The following is an 18,842-nucleotide window of genomic DNA, read 5'->3' as shown; positions in this document are numbered from 1 at the left end:
CCGCCGGAAGCCGGGAGAGGGTGAATCTTTCGATGCGCCACTTTCGCCGATCCCTCCTCTGGGCGAAGCCGCCCGCCATCCCCACATGTGCGGGCAAAAGGAGAAACACCCGATGCCCTTCCTCAGCCTTCTTCTCAACATCCTGTGGGTGGTGACCGGCGGCATCTGGATGGCCGCGGGATGGCTCCTCGCGGCCGTCCTGATGGTCTTCACCATCGTCGGCATTCCGTGGGCGCGGTCGGCCGTCACGATCGCCTGGTACACCCTGTTGCCCTTTGGACAAACCGCCGTCCGCCGCGATGAGTTCCGTGGCCGCGAGGACATCGGCACCGGCCTGCTCGGCACGCTGGGCAACATCCTGTGGTTCGTGCTGGCCGGCTGGTGGCTGGCGCTCGGCCATCTCGTGGCCGCGGTCGGCCTCGCCATCACCATCATCGGCCTGCCCTTTGCCTGGGCGCATCTGAAGCTCGCCCTGCTGGCCCTGTGGCCGGTCGGCACCGAGATCGTCACGGTGGACGAGGCGGAATCCCGCCGCCGCCTGCTAAGCCGTGGGAGCTACTGAACGGACGGCGCCCGCTCCGGCATCCGCTTCAGCATGACCGAGGCCCTCCAGAAGCCGAGGTCCGCCCCATCCACGAAATGGACGTGCCGGTCGGCGGCGAGGTCGCCGACCAGGCAGGTCACCGTGGAAGCCGCCGCCCGCGCGGTGCCGTAGCGGATGCGCCCGGCCGCCGCGTGGTCGGCCAGCATGGCTTCGATGGCTTCCGCCTCCGCCTCCGTCACGTCGAGGACGAGGCGCGGCCCGCCCGCCGACTTGCGGAAATCCGACCGTTCGGCCATGCCGCGGCGGTAACGGGCCGGATCGAAGCCGGCCAGCCGCCAGCCGCCCCCCAGCAAAGCGGCGAGCAGGGCGGATTTCCCGAGAAGCGACAGGACGCAGGCCAGCCGCCGCCCGCGCGGGCGCGTCCGCGCCTCCAGCCACATCGACCGCCAGGACGGCGGCCAGCGCACCGCCAGCCGTTCGCCCATGCCGAGCGGCGCCGCCGTGACGGTCGGCACGATCCGCTCGATGTCGGCCTGGACCCGGGCGAGAACCGACAATCCCGGACCGCCGCCGGGCAGCGGGTCGACGATCACGCACAGGATCACCCCGCGCCCGCTGTTCACCGGGTTCCAGCGGCAGGACACGCCTTCCAGGCCGGTCAGCGGACCGGGCCGCGGCTCCAGCCGCCAGCGCGGGTCGGTCTTCACCCAGGCGTCCGCTGCGGCGACCCCGCGCCCCAGGAACAGGCCGAAGGCGTCGCCGTTGCCGAAATCCTGCAGGGCGACCAGAACCTCCAGCCCCTCGTCGAGAAGCGCCCGCACCGGCACGAGGCCGACGCGCAGCGGCACGTCCATCTCCGTCGTCGCCCAATGGGCCAGCGCCGCCAGCGCCTGCTCCGCCGCCGCCCGGCGGCCCGGCGGAACCGCGGCGATGGCGCCGTCCCCGCCGAACTGGCAGGCGGGGGCCTGCTCCGGCTCCCGCACTGCCTCGGACAGGACGGCAACCACCGCGGCGGCGACGAAATTCACATCGCGATGCCGCCCTTCCCCGGCCAGACGGGTGCTCGCCACCACGTCGGCGACGGCCAGCGACCAGTCGCCGTCCAGCGCCGCGTAATGGGCGGGATCGGCGGCTTCGGCGGTGAAATCGTGGATGGACGGCAGAAGCATCGCCTTCCTCACGCCTGCGGGTTCCGGGAACGGACCACCCCAGTCTACGCCCCGGCCCGCGCCCTGTGAATCACCCCCGTGGTTCGGTCTCCGAACCCATCCGCAATGGACGCATCCCGGATTGTCGGCCCGACCCGTCCGGCCCATCGTTCCGCGGTCCAATCCGGGGAGGAACGCCATGGGATTCGCGAGCGACTGGAAATCCGCCAAGACGACGTTTGAGACGGCCACCGGCAAGAAGAAGCCGAGCGCCAAATTCATGGGCGTCTTCCACAAGTCCGGGCTGGAGGACGTGACCAAGGCGCTCGACACCGCCCTGGGCAAGAGCGACGCCAAGGCGCTGGAAAAGGCGCTGCTCGACTATGTGAAGAGCGCCACCGCCTATCAGACGACGCTGGAGAAGTCGGCCAAGGCCGAGGGCGTCGCGACCATCGCGGCGGAGTTGAAGAAGCTCGGGCAGGCGCTGGACGACATCGGGCGCCGCGCCGGCGTGGCCGTCAACGAGCGCATCGCCGAAATGCGCGAGGACGCCGAGGCGGAGAAGGCCAAGGAAGTCGAGGAGCAGGGCAAGGCCGCCCGCGCCATCGCCGACAAGGTCGCGGTGCAGATCGACGGGCTGCTGAAGACCACCAACGCCGACATCAAGCTGCTCGATCAGGCCGCCGCCAACGCCGACCTCGCGCTGCGCAACGTGCTGGAGGCGCAGGGGGCGGGCAACGCCAAGGAGGCGAAGGCTCAGGCCGCCGCGGTTCAGACCGCCGCCAAGACGGTGGACGCCCAGGCCAAGAAGGTTGCCGCGACCGCCGTCCAGGCCGCCAAGCTGTTCTCCCAGGCCAAGGCCGCCGTCGCCAAGATGAAGCTCGACCCCAAGCAGCACGGCGGGCGCGACCCGGCCCAGGGGGCCTTCGATCGCGCCGACGCCATCGTCATGAAACTGGACCAGCTGAAGGACGACGCCGCCGAGGCCGCCGCCGAGGCCGCCGGCATCGTCAAGGAGGCCGCCCAGGCGCTGAAGGGCGCCCTGGACCTGCGCGCCACCTATCTGGCGAGTTGCCGCAAGCTGGCCAAGCGGGCACGCGACGCCGACGCCTTCTACGACAACATCGCCCGCGACGTCGGCGGTCAGGCCGACCGCGCGCAGCAGGAACAGATGGTCGCCGACGAAGCGGAGGACGACAAGCGCGCGGCGTCGATCAAGACGGCCACCTTCTACATCACCCAGGTGCGCCAGCAGGCCGCCCAGGCGAAGAAGGAAATCCTCGCCGCCGCCAACGAGATCACCGGCACCCGCAAGTCCTTCCCGGCCATGGTCTCCGACAAGGACCCCGACTTCGGCCCGCTGCTCGCCGAGGCGAAGGTGTCCCTGGACGGGCTGAAGGAATCGCACGCCGCCCTGACCAAGGCCGAAACCAAGATCGACAAGGTCGAGACCGCCCTGAAGAAGTTGGGGTGACGGGACCGCCCGGCGCCTCCCGCGCCGCCCGGACGGGCGCGGAAGGCGCCGGGCGCCGTCACATCATGACTTCGGTCAGGCTGTCCATCATCTCCCGCTCGTGCTCGATCAGCATCAGTTCCTCGCCCAGGAAATCGCGCATCGACAGGACGCCGATGACGCGGCCGTCGCGGACGACCGGCAGGTGGCGCAAGCCATGATCGGCCATTCGGCGCAACGCCTCGCCCACCGTGATGTCGTGGGCCGCGGTGACCGGGCATGGGGTCATCACCTCCGACAGCGGGGTGTGGTCCGGGTCCAGCCCGTCAGCCACCACGCGGTCGGTCAGATCGCGTTCGGTGAAGATGCCTTCGATCTGTTCGTCGATGGAGGCGGTGACGACGACGGACGCCACATGGGCGGCCTTCATCTGCCTTGCGGCGTCCCGCACCGACGCACCCGCCGGAAGGCTGACCACGCGGCGGCGATTCAAAAGATCTCCGATGTTGCGATGCATCATGGCTTTCCTCCTCCAAGTGCGGGTGTTCCGGAAGACCACGGCGGCTGTTTTTATTGAGCTGACCGCCGCGCCGCGCCTTTGGCTCGCGTCTCTTTTCGCCGTCCATTTTCGGGTGCAAAGAAAATACCGCAACTGCGAAATGACGGAATGGGCGAGGTTTGCCCACAGACCTTCTCATCAAGTGTTTAAAAAGGTAATGACTTTCCCTTAATTTGACGAGCGCAGCCGCCACCAAGCAACGTCATGGTTGCCATGACGACGCAACATGCGACAAAACCCCTCACCATTGGCCGATGGCGACGGTTCTGGCATGAAAAATCAGACCTTTGGCCTCGGCAAATCACCCTTAACCATTATTAAAGGAAATAGGTCCGAAACTCCGGACAATTGCAGTTCTGTCACGATGTCGTTTGGAAGGGGCCTGCGCCGCCATGTCGTGGTTGTCGAAATTGAGCGGACGAGGCAAATCCACCGCGGCTTCCGCGTCCTCCGCCAAGGAACGCCCCGCCGATCCCCCGACCATCCGGATCGACAGTCACGAATATGTGCCGGAGGAATTCGTCCTCGGATCTTTCCGCATCCGCCCCTATGACGGGGACCTGATCGCCAAACAGCAGTTCGACTTCCGTATCCTCTTCCGACTCGGCGAGGAAAGTTCGGATTTCGCCTGCCGGGGCGTCGTCGTGAAAATGGACGAGCAGGCCGGCCTGGTCGCCCGCTTCCACCAGCCGCCGCCGCTCCACACGCGCAAGTTGATCGAATATCTGAAGCTTTGGAAAGGTCTGTAAACCCAGACCGCCCTCCTCCCGCAAAAAAGAAGGCCCGCCGTCACGACGGCGGGCCTTCTTCATTGGGAGCCTCAGCGGAAGGGCCGCGGATCAGGCGCTCTCCAGCGCCTTGCGGCTGTGCAGGGCGATCATCTGCTCCTCGTCGGTCGGGATGACGTAGACGGGGATGCGGCTGGTCGGGGCGGAGATCAGCGGTCCGTTGGCCTCGTTGGCCGCCGGGTCGAGGACCACGCCGAGCCAGGCCAGCTTGTCGCCCACCCGCGCCCGCACCGGGGCGGAGCGCTCGCCGATGCCGGCGGTGAAGACCAGGGCGTCGATGCCGCCCATCGACGCCGCCAGCGCGCCCGTCTCCTTGGCGATGCGGAAGCAGAACAGCTCCACCGCCTCCCCGGCGTGCGGGTCCTCGCTGTCCAGCAGGGTGCGCATGTCGTTGGACAGGCCCGACACGCCGAGCAGCCCCGACTTGTTGTAGAGCAGCTTCTCGATGGCGTCGGCGCCCATGCCCTTCTGGCGCATCAGGTAGATCAGAACGCCGGGATCGATGTTGCCGCAGCGGGTGCCCATGGGCAGCCCGTCCAGCGCCGTGAAGCCCATGGTGCTGTCCACGCTGCGCCCGGCGTGGATGGCGCACATGCTGGCGCCGCTGCCGAGATGGGCGACCACGACGCGGCCGTCGGCCAGTTCGGGCGCCAGCTCCGGCAGGCGGCGGGCGATGTATTCGTAGGACAGGCCGTGGAAGCCGTAGCGGCGCACCCCCTCGTCGGTCAGTTCGCGCGGGATGGCGAACATCTGCGCCTGCCAGGGCTGCCCGCGGTGGAAGGCGGTGTCGAAGCAGGCGACCTGCGGCAACTCCGGATGGGCCTCGGCCAGCGCGCGAATGGCGGCAAGGTTGTGCGGCTGGTGCAGCGGCGCCAGCGGGATGAAGCTCTCAAGCTCCTCCATCACCGCCGGGGTCAGCCGCACCGGGGCGGCGTGGCGGGTGCCGCCGTGCACGACGCGGTGGCCGGCGGCCAGCAGCTTCGCCCCGTCCAGCCGCCCTTCGATCCATTCCAGCAGGAAGGCCAGCAGGGCGGTGCGGTCGGACGGTTCGCCCGCCGCCCAGACCCGCTCGGTCAGCGGGCGCTTGGCGGCGTCCCTGGCCTCGAACTTCGGCTCGGTGCCGATGCCGGAGATCTGGCCGTTGATCGTCACCCGCAGCCCCCCCTCCCCGCTTTCCCGGAAGACCGAGAATTTCAGGCTGGAGGAGCCGGCGTTGATGACCAGGATGGCGTTGCCGCCACCCGCGTTCTGGCTGCTCATGACAAGCCCCCCTCTCACTCGGCCGCGGCGGCGGCGCCCCGGCGGCGGGCGGCGGCGGCCAGGACGGCCACGGCGCAGGACGCCAGACGGGTGCGGACGTTGTCGGCGCGGCTGGTCAGGATGATCGGCACGCGAGCGCCCAGGACGATGCCCGCGGCGTCGGAGTTCGCCAGGAAGGAGAGCTGCTTGGCCAGCATGTTGCCGGCCTCCAGATCGGGCACCAGCAGGATGTCGGCCTGGCCGGCGACCTCGGACACGATGCCCTTGGTGCGGGCGGCCTCCAGGCTGATGGCGTTGTCGAAGGCCAGCGGGCCGTCGAGGATGCCGCCCTTGATCTGGCCGCGGTCGGCCATCTTGCAGAGCGCCGCGGCTTCCAGGGTCGAGGCGATCTTCGGGTTCACCGTCTCGACCGCCGACAGGATGGCGACTCGCGGCGTCTCGACGCCCAGGACCTTGGCGAGGTCGATGGCGTTCTGGACGATGTCGACCTTGTCTTCCAGCGTCGGGTAGATGTTGATCGCCGCGTCGGTGATGAGAAGCGTGCGCGGGTAGGTCGGCACGTTCATCACGAAGACATGGCTGAGGCGCCGGCCAGTGCGCAGGCCGGTCTCCTTGCGGACGACCTCGGCCATCAGCTCGTCGGTGTGCAGGCTGCCCTTCATCACCGCCTCGCACTCGCCGGAGCGGGCCAGCCGGACGCCGGTCTCGGCCGACGCGTGGGAATGCGCCACGTCGACGATGCGGTAGCGGCTGATGTCCAGACCGTGGGCCTCGGCGACCGACTTGATCTTGGAGGCCGGGCCGATCAGCACCGGGTCGATCAGGTTGGCCTCGGCGGCCTCGACCGCGCCCTTCAGCGAGCTTTCGTCGCAGGGATGGACGACGGCGGTCGGCACCGGGGGCAGCGTTTCCGTCTTGCCCAGCAGCTCGTCATGGCCGTCGTGCCGGATGACCTGGACCTGCGGCAGCTCGTGCGCCGCGCGGCGGACCTTCTTGGTCGGCGCGATCACCTCGGCGAGGCCGGAGACGACCTCCTTGCCGTCCTGGTTGCGGGCGACGCAGTCGAAGACGACAATGTTCTTCTCGCCGTGCTTCTCCTTGGCGGTGACCGTCACGGTGATGACATCGCCCAGGCCCACCGGGCGCTTGAAGCGCAGGTCCTGGCCCAGATAGATCGTCCCCGGACCCGGCAGCAGCGTGCCGAGAACGGCGGAGATCAGCGAGCCCGACCACATGCCGTGGCCGATCACCTTATGGAACAGGCTGTCCGCCGCATATTCCTCGTCGAGGTGCGCCGGGTTGATGTCGCCGGACACCGTGGCGAACAGCTCGATGTCGGACATGGTCAGGCGCCGCGACAGGCTTGCCTGCTGGCCGATCTGGATTTCCTCGAAGGTGACGTTCTCGATCATGGCGGATGAGCCGTTCTTGCCGAAGTCGGGGGTGGCGGGCGCGGTAACACGGTCCATTGGAGAAGCTCCTCAATCGGATAGCGGCTCGGAATCGCATGATACCCGGGCCGAATCCTCCCGGCCTGCGGATCGCCCTGTCGTCCGCGGCCTTCTTGTTGGGCCCCTGGTGCGGCCGGCCCGGATAGGGCCGCCCGCCAAGAGCCGGTTCGGGGTGCCTTGAATAACGTGGCACCATGAAAGAGATGTGACAGGGTGGCGCATTTCGCGGTTCCGTTGCGATGCAACAATGTCGCACCCTTCCGTCGCCACCGATCCTGCCGCCTCGCCGCACCCCACGCCGCCCGTCTTTGCCGATCGGCGGAAAGGTCGTTCCGTCACGGTCTTACGACGGCCCAAAGTGTCGCCCCATGACCTATGTCAAGCGGTTGGAAAACGGCATCCGCTTACTTTAAGGCAACACAATCCGCGTGCGCAGCATTGTATCACTGAGCAGGCGCAGCATGGCAAGACCTTGCGCGGTGAAGCGCAGGATTGGCGGTTCATCGGGATTTTCGTGGGAAACCGACTAAGGGAGCCCACCCATCCCCGCCGATTTTGCGGCGCACACACCCGCCGCGCGCATGGCGGGAGGGTCAGGCGCTCGCCGCCGACGTGGTGGGCTCCTCGGGCAACGGATGGTGGCGGTCGCCAAGCATCAGGACGGCAATGGAAAAGACCGTGCCCTTGCCCACGCGCGACCGGACATCGACCTGATGGCCGAGGATCTGCGCGGTGCGCCGGACGATCGACAGCCCCAGCCCCAGCCCGCGCCCGCTGTCCCGCTGGTCGGTGCCGCAGCGGTAGAAGTCGTCGAAGATCAGCTTGAGCTGATCGGCGGGAATCCCCGGCCCGGTGTCCCACACCTCGACCAGCGCGTGGCCGTCGCGGTGCCGGCAGCCCAGCAGGATCGTCCCGGTCCCGGCGTAGCGCAGCGCGTTGACCAGCAGGTTGCGCACCATGCGCTCCAGCAGCACCGGATCGCTGAGCACATAGGCGGAGGTCGGGACCATCCGCAGCACCATGCCCTTGCTGGCCGCCTGCTCCGCGAACTCGCGGTTCAGCCGGTCGGCGATGTCCTGGAACGGGAACACGGTGGGGCGCGGCTTGACGTTGCCGGCCTCCAGCGCGGAGGTGTCGAGCAGCGTGTTGAGCAGCGTGTTGCCGGCGGCAATCGCCTCCCCCAGCTTGTCGGCCACCTCCATCTGCTTGCCGTCGGACAGGCGGGCGGACAGGATGTGGTGGAACAGGCTCATCGCCTGGAAGGGCTGTCGCAGGTCGTGACTGGCCGCGGCGAGGAAACGCGACTTGGCACGGTTGGCCCGCTCCGCCTCGGCATGGGCCTCGGCCAGCGCCTCGCGGATGCGCACCCCGTCGGAAATGTCGATGGCGGCGCAGATCACCCCCGACACCGCCCCGGTCTCGTCCCGCAGCGGCTCGACGATCAGGTCGAACACCTGCTCCGGGCCGGGGGCAGCGCCGATGCGGACCTCCTGCCGGGCGCCGATGCCGGTGTCCAGCACGGCGCGCTTCACCGCGTCCAGCCGCGCCGCGTCGTCCGGGGCGTGGATGCCGGCGTTGGTCCGCCCGATGAAGGTTTCCGCCGCCCGCCCGGTCTGCGGGTTGTACATCCACATGTAGCGCAGGTTGCGGTCCAGGCTGAAGACGGCGACGCGCGAATGGCGCAGCGCCATGCGGAACCGCTCCTCGCTTTCGCGCAGCGCGCGGGCCATGGCGGCGCGGGCGCGGGCCTCGGTCACCAGGAGGCGCTTGGCCTGCGCCTCGCGCCGGGTGTAGCCGGCCAGCGCGCCGGTCAGCAGAAGCCCCATCACCAGGACGATCCAGGCCGGGTAATCCACCGGCGCCAGCCCCGGCTCGGGCGGAATCGCCAGCGCCAGGGTCCAGCGCCGGCCGCCGATCAGCAGATCGCGCTCGATCACCGTATCGCCATCCTTGCGGATGTCGCTGAAGGGAACGCCCTCCCGGCTCGCGGACAGGGCGTCGAGGTCGCGGGACGCCAGGATGCGCCCGCCGTCCCCCGCCGGCCCGTCGAGCAGGTGCACGGCCCCGTGCAGACCGTCCACGCGGTTGCCCGCCTCCTCCAGAAGGCGGGCGATGCCGAAGACCGAGGCGACGTAGCCGACGACCTCGGCGCAGCGGTCGGCCCCGTCCATCTCGTCCACGGGGTAGCGGTAGACGGGAAGATACAGGCCGATGCTGTGCCCGGCCTCCCCCCGTTGACGCGGCGGCAGGGCCTCCGTCGCCGTCAGGTCGCCCGAAGCGCAGGCCCGCGCCAGCACCTCCGCCCGGTTGGGCAGGGACAGGATGTTGATCCCCTGCCCGAAGGCGCCGCCGCGCTCCGGCTCCACCAGCGTGTTGACGAACAGATCGCCATGGGAGGCCGCCGGGGCCGTGCCGGGAGAAGCGCCTCCCGTCTCGTCCGCGTCCCGGACGGTGAAGTCCCGCCGCCCGGCGGCCCGCATCGCCGCCTCCAGCGCGGGAACCTCCGCCGAGGACACCCGGCTTACCCAGGCGACCGACCACAGGCCGGGATAGAGCGGCATGATCGGCCGGACCGCCGCCGCGAAGCCGTCGCGGTCGGCCGGGCGGGAGTCCGAAAAGGCCGAGCGCAGCGTCCGCAACAGCAGCGTGTGGCTGCCGATCCGCTCCGTCAGGGCGTCATGGAACTGCGCGAACTGCCGCTCGTGCTGCGTGCGCTCCGCCTCGCGATTGGCCACGCGCATCTGGAAAAAGGCGCCCAGAGTCAGCGTCAGGCCCGCGGCGACCAGCACCGGAACCGCAAACGAGCCCCTCCTCCTTCTGTCCAGCAGCGGCATGCACCCGTTCCCAACGGCGTTTTCACCAAAATCGTCGGATCATCCGACTATAGCAAGCGCCCCCACGCCTCGATAATGGAAAAGCCCCTATCCTCCCAAATGGATAGTCTGTTCCGGCGAAAACACAAGGACGATCGACTATTGATTGTCGTTTTCAAAGGGATTGCGACCCAACTCTATGTCAATTCTGCAATACAAAGCGCAGGGCGCGCTTCGGCCTTGACAGCGACCCGAAACCTTCTCAGGACTTCAGCCGCTCACGGCCGAGAAGCCGCGCCACCGCCCCGCGCAGCGCCATCGCCGCCACCGGCTTGTGAAGCAAGGGATAGCCGGACAGCCGGGCTTCGCGAAGACGCATCGGGTCGGTGTCGCCGGTGAGGATCAGCCCGGGCAGCGTGGCGTCGAGCGCCTTGCCGATCTGGCGGATGGCGACGATCCCGTTCATCGCTCCTTTCAAACGCAGATCGGAGATGACGAGGTCGGGCGGCTGCGGGCCGGGACCCAGCCGCTCCAGCGCGGCGTCCACCGAGTCCGCGGCGACCACCGCGCAGCCCCATTGGCCGAGCAGCGCGCCCAGCGCCTCCAGCACCATCGGGTCGTCCTCGATAACCAGCACGCGGGCGCGGCTGACGTCCGCGACGGGAGCGGGGGCGGCATCGGCGGGGCCGGGTTCCGCCGCGGGCGGCGGCTCGTCCGCGCCGTCCGCCGCCCGAGGCACCAGCACCGCCAGCATCGTGCCGCGGCCGGGCGTCGACTCCACCTCCAGCCGGTGCCCCAGCCGGCGCGCCAGCCCGCAGGCGAGCCGCAGGCCGAGGTCGATCACCGACGGGTCGCCCGCCCCGTCCGGGCGCCGGAACTCCTCCCGCAGGGCGAGCAGCTGATCGGGCAGCAGGCCGCGACCGGTGGACCACAGTTCGATGCGCAGATCCGGGCCCTGACGGCGGCAGCCGAGCACGACCCGCCCCCGTTCGGTGTGGCGCAGGGTGCTGGCGACAAAACCCTGGAGGATGCGTTCGAGCAGCGAGGCGTCGGTGGCCACCCGCACCGAGCAGGGCAGCACCGAGAAGCGCAGCCCCCGCCCGTCGAGGCGCGGGGCGGCGTCCAGCGCCATCCGCGTCAGGATGCCGTTGACCACGGGCGCCCCGATGTCCGGCTGCACCAGACCGGCTTCCAGCCGCACGAGGTCGAAATGCCCGTCCACCATCCCGCGCATCGACTGCACCGCGTTGCCCATGGCGTTCAGCAGATCGCGCGCCGCCGGGTCGTTGAGCGCCCCGCCCCGCCCCGGCAAGCCCTTGCCGCCCCCCACGGCCCCATCCAGGCGCCCCTCCAAGGCCCCCAGCAGCAGCGACAAGGCGGCCAGAGGCTGGCGCAGATCGTGGCTGGCCGCGGCGAACAGGCGGCCCGACAGGTCGCCACCCGTTGCGGCACCGCCCGCCGTGGCATCGTCGCCGGCGGTGCGGCGGACGAAGCCGCCTCCGCTGAGCGGCCAGTCCGTAACGGTGTGGCCGGGCGGCAATCCGCGGAAAAGCGGCGCCAGCGCTTCCGGCAGGGCGCCCTGGGTGAGAAGGCGGCCGGCGCCGGTCAGCGCCTCCGCCGCCTCGTTCCAGGCGATCAGCCGGTCGTCGGCGTCAAAGACCAGGACCGCGCCATGCCGTCCCACGCCATACGGATAAGCTCCTTCGCTCGTCACGGGCGGCGCCTCCCACTGCATGCACGCGGCTTCCTGGCGACCGGAGCGGTCGCTGGCGAACAGGCTACGGATGCGGCGCCCAGGATCAAGCCCACCGTTCGTCCGATCACCGACAGGACTATTCGGCATGGCGCCCGGCACGGCGTTGGCGGCCGCTGGCCCTGAGAACAATTAAACGTATTTTTATATAAAAGTCAAGAAAAGCCACTGAGAAGCCCTTGGGACGCCCTAGTAACGACAGAGGTTGTCGCAATTTGTCGATTGCATGTTTCTCAAAATTTTTCGACTATGCGGTCAATGGATGCCGCGACCGAAACCCCTTTCCGCGACCGACAACCGGAGGCGGCAACGCCGGCTGGCGCGGACCCTGTTGCGATCTTGCATGGTCGGAAGGCGGGCGGATACGGTTCCACCGGTGACCTCCTGGCGAACGATGCTTTGGTGGGCGCGGCCATGGCGGCACTCGCCGATGGCGTCGGCGTGCTGGCCGCGATCGTTGACGACAGGGGCGCCCTGGACGATTTTGAGTGGCTGACGGCCAACCGCGCGGCGGAGCGGCTGTTCGGGCATCCCCTGGCCGGCCGCCGCCTGCGCGCCGACGATCTCCAGGATGGCGAGGAGGCCGGCCTGTTCGCCTGTCTGGCCGAGTGCCTGATGGAAAAGCAAGCGGTGCGCCGCCTGGTGGTCGCGCCTGGCGGCGCGCGCTGGCGGATCGCCGCCACCCCGTTCGACACCGCCTCTCTCGATACGCTCCCGTCCGGTGCCGGCCACGCGGCGCCGACCGTTTGCGTCTCCCTCGCCGAACTTGGCTCCGAGGTTCCCGCCGTGCCGGAGTCGGACCGCGCCCATCGGGCCAAGGCGGAATTCCTGGCGCACATGAGCCACGAGTTGCGCACCCCGCTGAACGCGGTTCTCGGCTTTTCCGAAGTGCTTCTGGCGGAAACCTTCGGCCCGCTCGGCTCCCCGCGCTACCGCAGCTACGCCGCGGACATCCACGCCAGCGGCACGCATCTGCTGTCGCTGATCGACGGCATCCTCGATCTGTCGCAGAGCGAGACCACGCGAACGGAAATGCAGGAGGAGGCCATCAACGTGGCCGAAGCCGCCCGTCAGGCGCTGGCCCAGGTGGGCGACAAGGCCGCGGCCCGCGGCGTGGACATCGGGGAGGATCTTTCCGGCGACCTTCCCCTGCTCTACGGCGACGCCCGGGCGCTTCATCGGATGCTGACCAACCTGCTGTCGAACGCGGTGAAGTTCACTCCCTCGGGCGGTCAGGTGATGCTGTCGGCCAGCCCCATGCCGGACGGCGGAATCGGGCTGATGGTCGCCGATACCGGCGCCGGCATCGCCGAGGACGAGATGGCCCGCGTCCTGGAACCCTTCGGAAGCGCCGACATGGCCGTTCCCCGCGGCGCCACCGGGACGGGCATCGGCCTGCCCGTGGTCAAGCGGCTGATGGAGATGCACGGCGGGCGGCTGGACCTCTACAGCGAGCCCGGCGCCGGTACGACCGCCATCCTCATGTTCCCACCGCGGCGCAGCCTGCCCCATGCCGCCTCTCACGTGGGGCCGCACGGCCTGGCCTGATCCGGCTCCCGCCCCTGCCCCTTTCGCGCGGCCCGGACGTGGCGAAAGTTCCTTGGCAAAGGCACCAAACCGGGTCATTGTGCCGCTTTGTTCCTGAACCGTTCTGCTTCAAATGGTCGATTTCCTGTTGCGAGGCGAGGAGCCGGCGATCCCGGCGAGCGGCGCCGTCCCGATCTTCCGCGGGGTGCGCCGGGCCCTGGCCGCGCGCGGCTTCGTCAGCATGGCGGAGTTCCGGCTGGCCAGCGGACGCCGTGCCGACGTCCTGGCCATGGACGGCGCCGGCACCGTCGTCATCGTCGAGGTGAAAAGCTGCGTGGCCGACTTCCGCTCCGACCAGAAATGGCCGGAATACCGGGACTGGTGCGACGCCTTCTATTTCGCGGTGGACGACGCCTTTCCGATGGAACTGATTCCGGACGATTGCGGCCTGATGGTCGCCGACGCGTACGGGGCGGAGATCCTGCGCGAGGCCCCGGAGCATCGGCTGGCGCCGGCGCGGCGCAAGGCCCTGACTCTTCGCGCCGCCCTCACCGGGGCCGGGCGCCTGCACCGGATCGAGGACCCGTCCTGGACACAGGACACCTCGCCGGTGTGAGTGCCCCGGCGCGACCACCCGGTCCGATCGAAGCTCCATGGCAAAGCCTCTCCAAGCCGGTGTAACCTGCGCCACGAACGGGAACGGGCGGGCGGACATGCACGCACAGGACGCCGCGCCAGCCGCCGCGGCGCAAACGCACCATCGGAACGGCAACCGGAGGATGGACGCCTTCGGGATCGGGGCTCCATGGATTGGCGCGCTCGCCCTGGCGGCACTGCTGGCCGGCGCCGGTGCCGGCGGCTCCGTTTGGCTCGCCCTGGCCGAGATGGACGCCCGCGCCCGCGGCCAGGCCGCGCGCAGCCTGGACGAGGCGCTCGACCTCATGCGCGTTGCGGAACAGGCCGCCGGCCTGTCCTCCAGCGCGGCGGAGTTGGAATCGGCGGGCACCGCCCAGCGCCGGCTGACCGCCCACAACACCTTGCGCCAGAGGACGCAGCAGCTCGGCACCGCGCTGGACGGGCTGCCGCGGGCTTGGCAGGCCGAGCTGCGCTTCGCCGCCATGGCCATCCGCGCAGAGGCGGACGACCTGAACGCCGCGGTGGAACGCCGTCTGGCCGTGCAGCGCAGTCTCCAGGCTCTCACCGAACAGGTGGCGGTCCGCAGCGAAACCCTGGCGGCGGCGCTCGCCGCATCGCGCACGTCACCGCCGGACGGCGACGCGCTGCGTCGAATCGACGACTCGCGGCAGACAGTGGCCCTGCGGCTGCTCGCGGGCATGACGGCAACGCTGGAGGCCGCCTCGGCACGGGTCGATTTCCGCCAAGCCGCCGGAGCGCTGCTCGACGCTCTGAGCGATCTACCGATCGACGCCGCAAGTCCGCGCCGTGCCGACGCCGCACGCCAACTCGTCGCGCTGGGAATGGACGAGCAGAACGTCTTCGACTTGCGGCAGGAGCACGAAGCGCTGACCGCCAGGGCGGCGGGAATCGCCACGCTGTTGCGCGATACAGCCACGGACCTCGCCCTGCGGGCCGGGCGCGGCGCGCTGGCCCTGCGCGACGGGTTGCGGGACCGGGATGCATCCTTCCACCGGTCTGCGGCGGAGCTGTCCGCCGCCCCCGCCGGGGTCGGGCTGGTCGCCGGTTTGGCGGTCCTCGCGGCAGGCCTGGGCATCGCGCGGGCCCGCGCCCCCCGGCCCGCCCAGCCCCAGCCCGACCCGGCCCGGCCCGGCCCGGCGGAGCGGAGCGGTGCAGGGCCCGAAACGCCCCCGCTGCGCGTCCTTCTGGCGGAGGACGAGCCGGTCAGCCAGCAGGCCGCGGCCATTCTGCTGCGCCGCGCCGGTCACAAGGTGACGGTGGCGGGCGACGGGCGGGCCGCCCTGGCGGCGGCGGCGCGGGAGCGCTACGACCTTGTCCTGATGGACATGCAGATGCCGGGCATGGACGGGGTCGAGGCGACCCGCCGCATCCGCGCGCTTCCCGACGGCGCCGGAAGCGCGGCGGCGGGGCCGCGCATCATCGCGCTGACCGCCTCCGCGCTGCCCGACGCCGCGGAGCGCTGCCGGGCGGCGGGGGCCGACGCCGTCCTTGAGAAACCGCTGCGCCTGTCCGCGCTGGACGCCCTGCTGGACCGACTGTCCACCGGCTCCGCCATGGAATCGGCCGAGGCGGGCGTGCCGGCCACCGCCGGCCTTCCCGTGTTCGACGAGGACGCGATCCGCCAGATGCGCGAGCATCTGCCGGCGGAGCGGGTGGCCACCCTGGTGACCAACACCCTCGTCACGCTGCGCGGCTACCACGCCGCGCTCGGGCAGGCCTGGAGCGCCGGGGACCGGGCGACCGCCGGAGCGATGGCTCACAAGATCGCCGGGGTGGCCGGCATCTACGGCTGCATGGCGCTGCGCGGCGCGGCGCAGGCGCTGGAACGCGCCCTGGACAGCGGCGAAGGCGATCCCGACGCCTTGCATCGCGCGCTGGACGCCGCCGTTCCTCCGGCGCTCGCCGCCTTGGACCGGTGGAGCGGCGGCTAACGCACCGCCACCGGCTGGCTCGGCCCGGCGCCTTGTGGAATGTCCGACCGCCCCGCCCCCAGGTCCTTCTGCATCATGACCACGTCCAGCCAGCGCCCGAACTTCAATCCCACGGCCTCGACGACACCGCAGGTGCGGAAGCCCAGCGCGGCGTGCAGCCCGATGGAACCGGCGTTCTCCGCCCCGCCGACCAGCGCCACCATCTGGCGGTAGCCCAACGCCGCGCAGCGGTCGATCAGCGCCTGGAGCAGCAGGCGCCCCAGCCCCTGGCCGCGCGCCTCCTCGGCGATGTAGACGGAATCCTGGATGGTGAAGCGGTAGGCGGACCGGACGTGGTACGCGCTGCCGTAGGCGTAGCCCAGGATCACCCCGTCACGCTCGGCGACCAGCCAGGGCAGGCCGGCGCCAGCGATGGCGCGGAAGCGCGTCTCCAGCTCCGCCGCGTCGGGCGGCTCCTCCTCGAAGGTGCCGACGCCATGGAGGACGTGGTGCTCGTAGATCCGCTGGAAGGCGGAAACGTCCCCGATGCGGGCGTCGCGGACGATGGCGGTGCTGGTCATGGAGCGTCGAATCCGAAAAGGCTTGGAGATTGGCGGGACGGCCATCCTGCCGCACGCATTTTGCAGTCGCAACCGTGCCACCCAGCCGATATGTACAGAACTGGAACGCGCTGTTCGCAACAGGGCTTCTCAGGGCAGGTTTTTTTCCAGGGCAGGTTTTTTCAGGGCAAGGGGTTGGAAGCGATGAAGATCAACGGCCGGACGGTGCTCGTCTGCGATTGCGCCCACAGCATGGCGCTCGACGGCAAGGCGTTGGCCAGGTCCTGCGGGGCCGCGGCGGGGGCCGAGGGCGACCTGTCCGTCGCCACCCAGCTCTGCCGCACCCAGCTCGACCGGTTCGAGGCGCGCGTGGCGGAGGGCGCCCCGCTGCTCGTCGCCTGCACCCAGGAGGCCCCACTGTTCGCGGAGATCGCCGCCCAGGACAATCTTAACGCCGACAATCCCGACGCCGCGCTCGCCTTCACCAACATCCGCGAGCGCGCCGGCTGGTCGGACGAAGGCGCGCTGGCCGGGCCGAAGATCGCCGCGCTGCTGGCCGAGGCGGCCATGGACATCCCGCCGACCGGCACGATCACCCTGGCGTCCGAAGGCACCGCGCTGGTCTACGGTACCGACGAGCGCGCCATCGAGGTGGCCCGGCAGCTCTCCGGCAGCCTGGACGTCACCGTGCTGCTGAAGTCCCCGAAGGACGTCGCCCCGCCGCGCGTCATGGACGTGCCGGTGTTCAAGGGCACCATCCGCGCCGCCAAGGGCTGGCTCGGCAACTTCGAGATCGTGGTGGACGACTACGCACCGGCCCTTCCGGCGTCCCGCGCCGTGCTGGGCTTCGAACAGCCGCGGCACGGCGCCGCCTCGCGCTGCGACGTGATCGTGGACCTGACCGGCGGCGCGCCGCTGTTCCCCGCGCACGGCAAGCGCGACGGCTACCTGCGCCCCGACCCGGACAGCCCGGCCGCCGTCGCCAAGGCGGTGTTCGAGGCCGCCGATCTGGTCGGCGAGTTCGAGAAGCCGCGCTACATCGACTTCAAGGCCGACCTCTGCGCCCATTCGCGCAGCCGCAAGACCGGCTGCACGCGTTGCCTGGAGGTCTGCCCGACCGGCGCCATCACGCCGAACGGCGACCATGTGGCGATCGACCCGCACATCTGCGCCGGTTGCGGTTCCTGCGCGTCGGTCTGCCCGACGGGGGCCAGCACCTATGCCCTGCCGCCGCTCCAGACCGTCTACGACCGGCTGCGCACCCTGCTGTCGAGCTACGCCAAGGCCGGCGGCACGGAGCCGGTCCTGCTGGTCCACGACCCGCGGCACGGCGACGAGATGATCTCGCTGATCGCGCGGTACGGGCGCGGCCTGCCGGCCCGTGTCCTGCCCTTCGCGGTGAACGAGGTGACGCAGCTCGGCTTCGACGTGTTCGCGGCGGCGCTGGCCTATGGCGCGGCGCGGGTGCGCGTCCTCGTCGGGCCGGGCAACGCCGGCGAGACGGCGGGGCTGGCCAGCCAGATCGGTCTGGCCGAGACGGCCATGGCCGGGCTCGGCTACGGCTCGGGCCGGGTGTCGATCATCGACGCGCAGGACCCCGACGCGGTCGCCGCCGAGCTGTGGGGCCTGCCGCGCGGCGACGCCCCCGCCCCCGGCGCCTTCCTGCCGATGGGCGGCAAGCGCACCGTCACCATGCTGGCGCTGCGCCACCTGCACAAGGTGGCACCGGAGCCGGTGGAGGTCCTGCCGCTGCCGCCGGGCGCGCCCTTCGGGCGGGTGCAGGTGATGGTGGAGGGTTGCACGCTCTGCCTGTCCTGCGTCGGCGCCTGTCCGACCGGGGCGTTGCTCGACAACGCCGACAAGCCGATGCTGTCCTTCTCGCAGGATGCCTGCGTGCAGTGCGGCCTGTGCAAGACGACCTGTCCGGAGAAGGTCATCGCCCTGGTCCCGGAGATCGATTTCCGCGACAGCGCCCGCGGCGCCAGGGTGCTGAAGGAGGAGGAGCCTTTCTGCTGCGTCAAGTGCGGCAAGCCCTTCGCCACCAAGTCCTCGATCGACAAGATCGTTGCGGTGCTGGCCGGACGGCACGCCATGTTCGCCACGCCGGAGGCCGCCGACCGCATGCGCATGTGCGGCGACTGTCGCGTCGTGGACCAGTTCGAACGGGGCGATTCGCCCTTCGCGCTGGGTGCGCCGCGCGCGCCGCGCACGACCGAGGACTATCTGCGCGAGCGGGAACTGGCTCAGAACAGCAAAAGCGGCGACCCGGACGGCGGCAGCATCCACTGAGCGAGGCCACCGGAGCCATCCGCGCCGCCAGGATTTGATCCCCGTCAAGTCCCGGCGCCGCGCTCCGTGGTCTCCTGCGCCTGAAATTCCAGGTGGCGAAAAATCCGCAACTCGGACCTATATATCAGGA

Annotated in this window: 14 protein-coding genes; 7 read left to right on the top strand and 7 right to left on the bottom strand. The window is 70.2% G+C overall.

Translation table 11 applies throughout. The annotated features are described in order from the left end of the window. Positions 1-112: 112 nt before the first annotated feature. On the top strand, positions 113-562 hold the full coding sequence (locus FHW79_RS05005) for a YccF domain-containing protein (protein WP_183177928.1): 450 nt from the start codon (positions 113-115) through the stop codon (positions 560-562). On the opposite strand, the gene FHW79_RS05000 is transcribed toward FHW79_RS05005, so the two are convergent. Further along, on the bottom strand, positions 556-1,713 hold the full coding sequence (locus FHW79_RS05000; protein WP_183177927.1) for a DUF3095 family protein: 1,158 nt from the start codon (positions 1,711-1,713) through the stop codon (positions 556-558). The genes FHW79_RS05005 and FHW79_RS05000 overlap by 7 nt on opposite strands. Positions 1,714-1,891: 178 nt before the next feature. On the opposite strand from FHW79_RS05000, the gene FHW79_RS04995 reads away from it, so the two are divergent. Beyond that, positions 1,892-3,166, top strand: a complete 1,275-nt coding sequence (locus FHW79_RS04995; protein WP_183177926.1) for a hypothetical protein — start codon at positions 1,892-1,894, stop codon at positions 3,164-3,166. 58 nt (positions 3,167-3,224) lie between these two features. On the opposite strand, the gene FHW79_RS04990 is transcribed toward FHW79_RS04995, so the two are convergent. Next, entirely contained in the window at positions 3,225-3,665 is a 441-nt protein-coding gene (locus tag FHW79_RS04990; RefSeq protein WP_183177925.1) for a CBS domain-containing protein, read from the bottom strand. A 431-nt stretch (positions 3,666-4,096) separates the two neighbouring features. Here FHW79_RS04990 and FHW79_RS04985 point away from each other — a divergent pair, with 431 nt between their 5' ends. Then, positions 4,097-4,453, top strand: a complete 357-nt coding sequence (locus FHW79_RS04985; RefSeq protein WP_183177924.1) for a hypothetical protein — start codon at positions 4,097-4,099, stop codon at positions 4,451-4,453. 90 nt (positions 4,454-4,543) lie between these two features. Here FHW79_RS04985 and FHW79_RS04980 read toward each other — a convergent pair whose 3' ends face one another. The 4 genes from FHW79_RS04980 to FHW79_RS33210 all read right to left on the bottom strand — a co-directional run bounded on the left by FHW79_RS04980 (position 4,544) and on the right by FHW79_RS33210 (position 11,730). After that, complete coding sequence (locus tag FHW79_RS04980; RefSeq protein WP_183177923.1) at positions 4,544-5,752, bottom strand: acetate/propionate family kinase; 1,209 nt, start codon at positions 5,750-5,752, stop codon at positions 4,544-4,546. Positions 5,753-5,766: 14 nt separating this feature from the next. Beyond that, entirely contained in the window at positions 5,767-7,164 is a 1,398-nt protein-coding gene (locus FHW79_RS04975) for a bifunctional enoyl-CoA hydratase/phosphate acetyltransferase (RefSeq protein ID WP_183178301.1), read from the bottom strand. A gap of 632 nt (positions 7,165-7,796) precedes the next feature. Further along, complete coding sequence (locus FHW79_RS04970) at positions 7,797-10,037, bottom strand: CHASE domain-containing protein (protein ID WP_183177922.1); 2,241 nt, start codon at positions 10,035-10,037, stop codon at positions 7,797-7,799. 241 nt (positions 10,038-10,278) lie between these two features. After that, complete coding sequence (locus tag FHW79_RS33210) at positions 10,279-11,730, bottom strand: hybrid sensor histidine kinase/response regulator (RefSeq protein WP_348984044.1); 1,452 nt, start codon at positions 11,728-11,730, stop codon at positions 10,279-10,281. A 453-nt stretch (positions 11,731-12,183) separates the two neighbouring features. Between FHW79_RS33210 and FHW79_RS04960 the strand changes: the two genes are divergently transcribed. The 3 genes from FHW79_RS04960 to FHW79_RS04950 all read left to right on the top strand — a co-directional run bounded on the left by FHW79_RS04960 (position 12,184) and on the right by FHW79_RS04950 (position 15,884). Continuing rightward, positions 12,184-13,317 carry a HAMP domain-containing sensor histidine kinase gene (locus FHW79_RS04960; RefSeq protein ID WP_183177920.1) on the top strand — a complete coding sequence of 378 codons (1,134 nt, stop codon included), beginning with the start codon at positions 12,184-12,186 and terminating at the stop codon, positions 13,315-13,317. A 112-nt stretch (positions 13,318-13,429) separates the two neighbouring features. Further along, a complete protein-coding gene (locus tag FHW79_RS04955; RefSeq protein WP_183177919.1) occupies positions 13,430-13,912 on the top strand; it encodes an MmcB family DNA repair protein in 483 nt (160 codons plus the stop codon). 97 nt (positions 13,913-14,009) lie between these two features. Beyond that, positions 14,010-15,884: a response regulator gene (locus FHW79_RS04950; RefSeq protein ID WP_183177918.1), complete on the top strand. Its 1,875-nt coding sequence runs from the start codon at positions 14,010-14,012 to the stop codon at positions 15,882-15,884. Here the strand turns inward: FHW79_RS04950 and FHW79_RS04945 are convergent. Continuing rightward, positions 15,881-16,444 (bottom strand): GNAT family N-acetyltransferase, encoded by a 564-nt coding sequence (locus FHW79_RS04945; RefSeq protein ID WP_183177917.1) that lies wholly within the window; start codon positions 16,442-16,444, stop codon positions 15,881-15,883. The genes FHW79_RS04950 and FHW79_RS04945 overlap by 4 nt on opposite strands. A gap of 183 nt (positions 16,445-16,627) precedes the next feature. On the opposite strand from FHW79_RS04945, the gene FHW79_RS04940 reads away from it, so the two are divergent. Beyond that, on the top strand, positions 16,628-18,712 hold the full coding sequence (locus FHW79_RS04940) for a 4Fe-4S binding protein (protein WP_183177916.1): 2,085 nt from the start codon (positions 16,628-16,630) through the stop codon (positions 18,710-18,712). The last annotated feature ends 130 nt before the right edge of the window (positions 18,713-18,842 follow it).

The sequence above is a fragment of the Azospirillum sp. OGB3 genome, from assembly GCF_014192915.1.
Lineage (GTDB): Bacteria > Pseudomonadota > Alphaproteobacteria > Azospirillales > Azospirillaceae > Azospirillum.
Note: the sequence above shows the minus strand (reverse complement) of the source record. Positions and strands in the feature narration are given on the sequence as shown.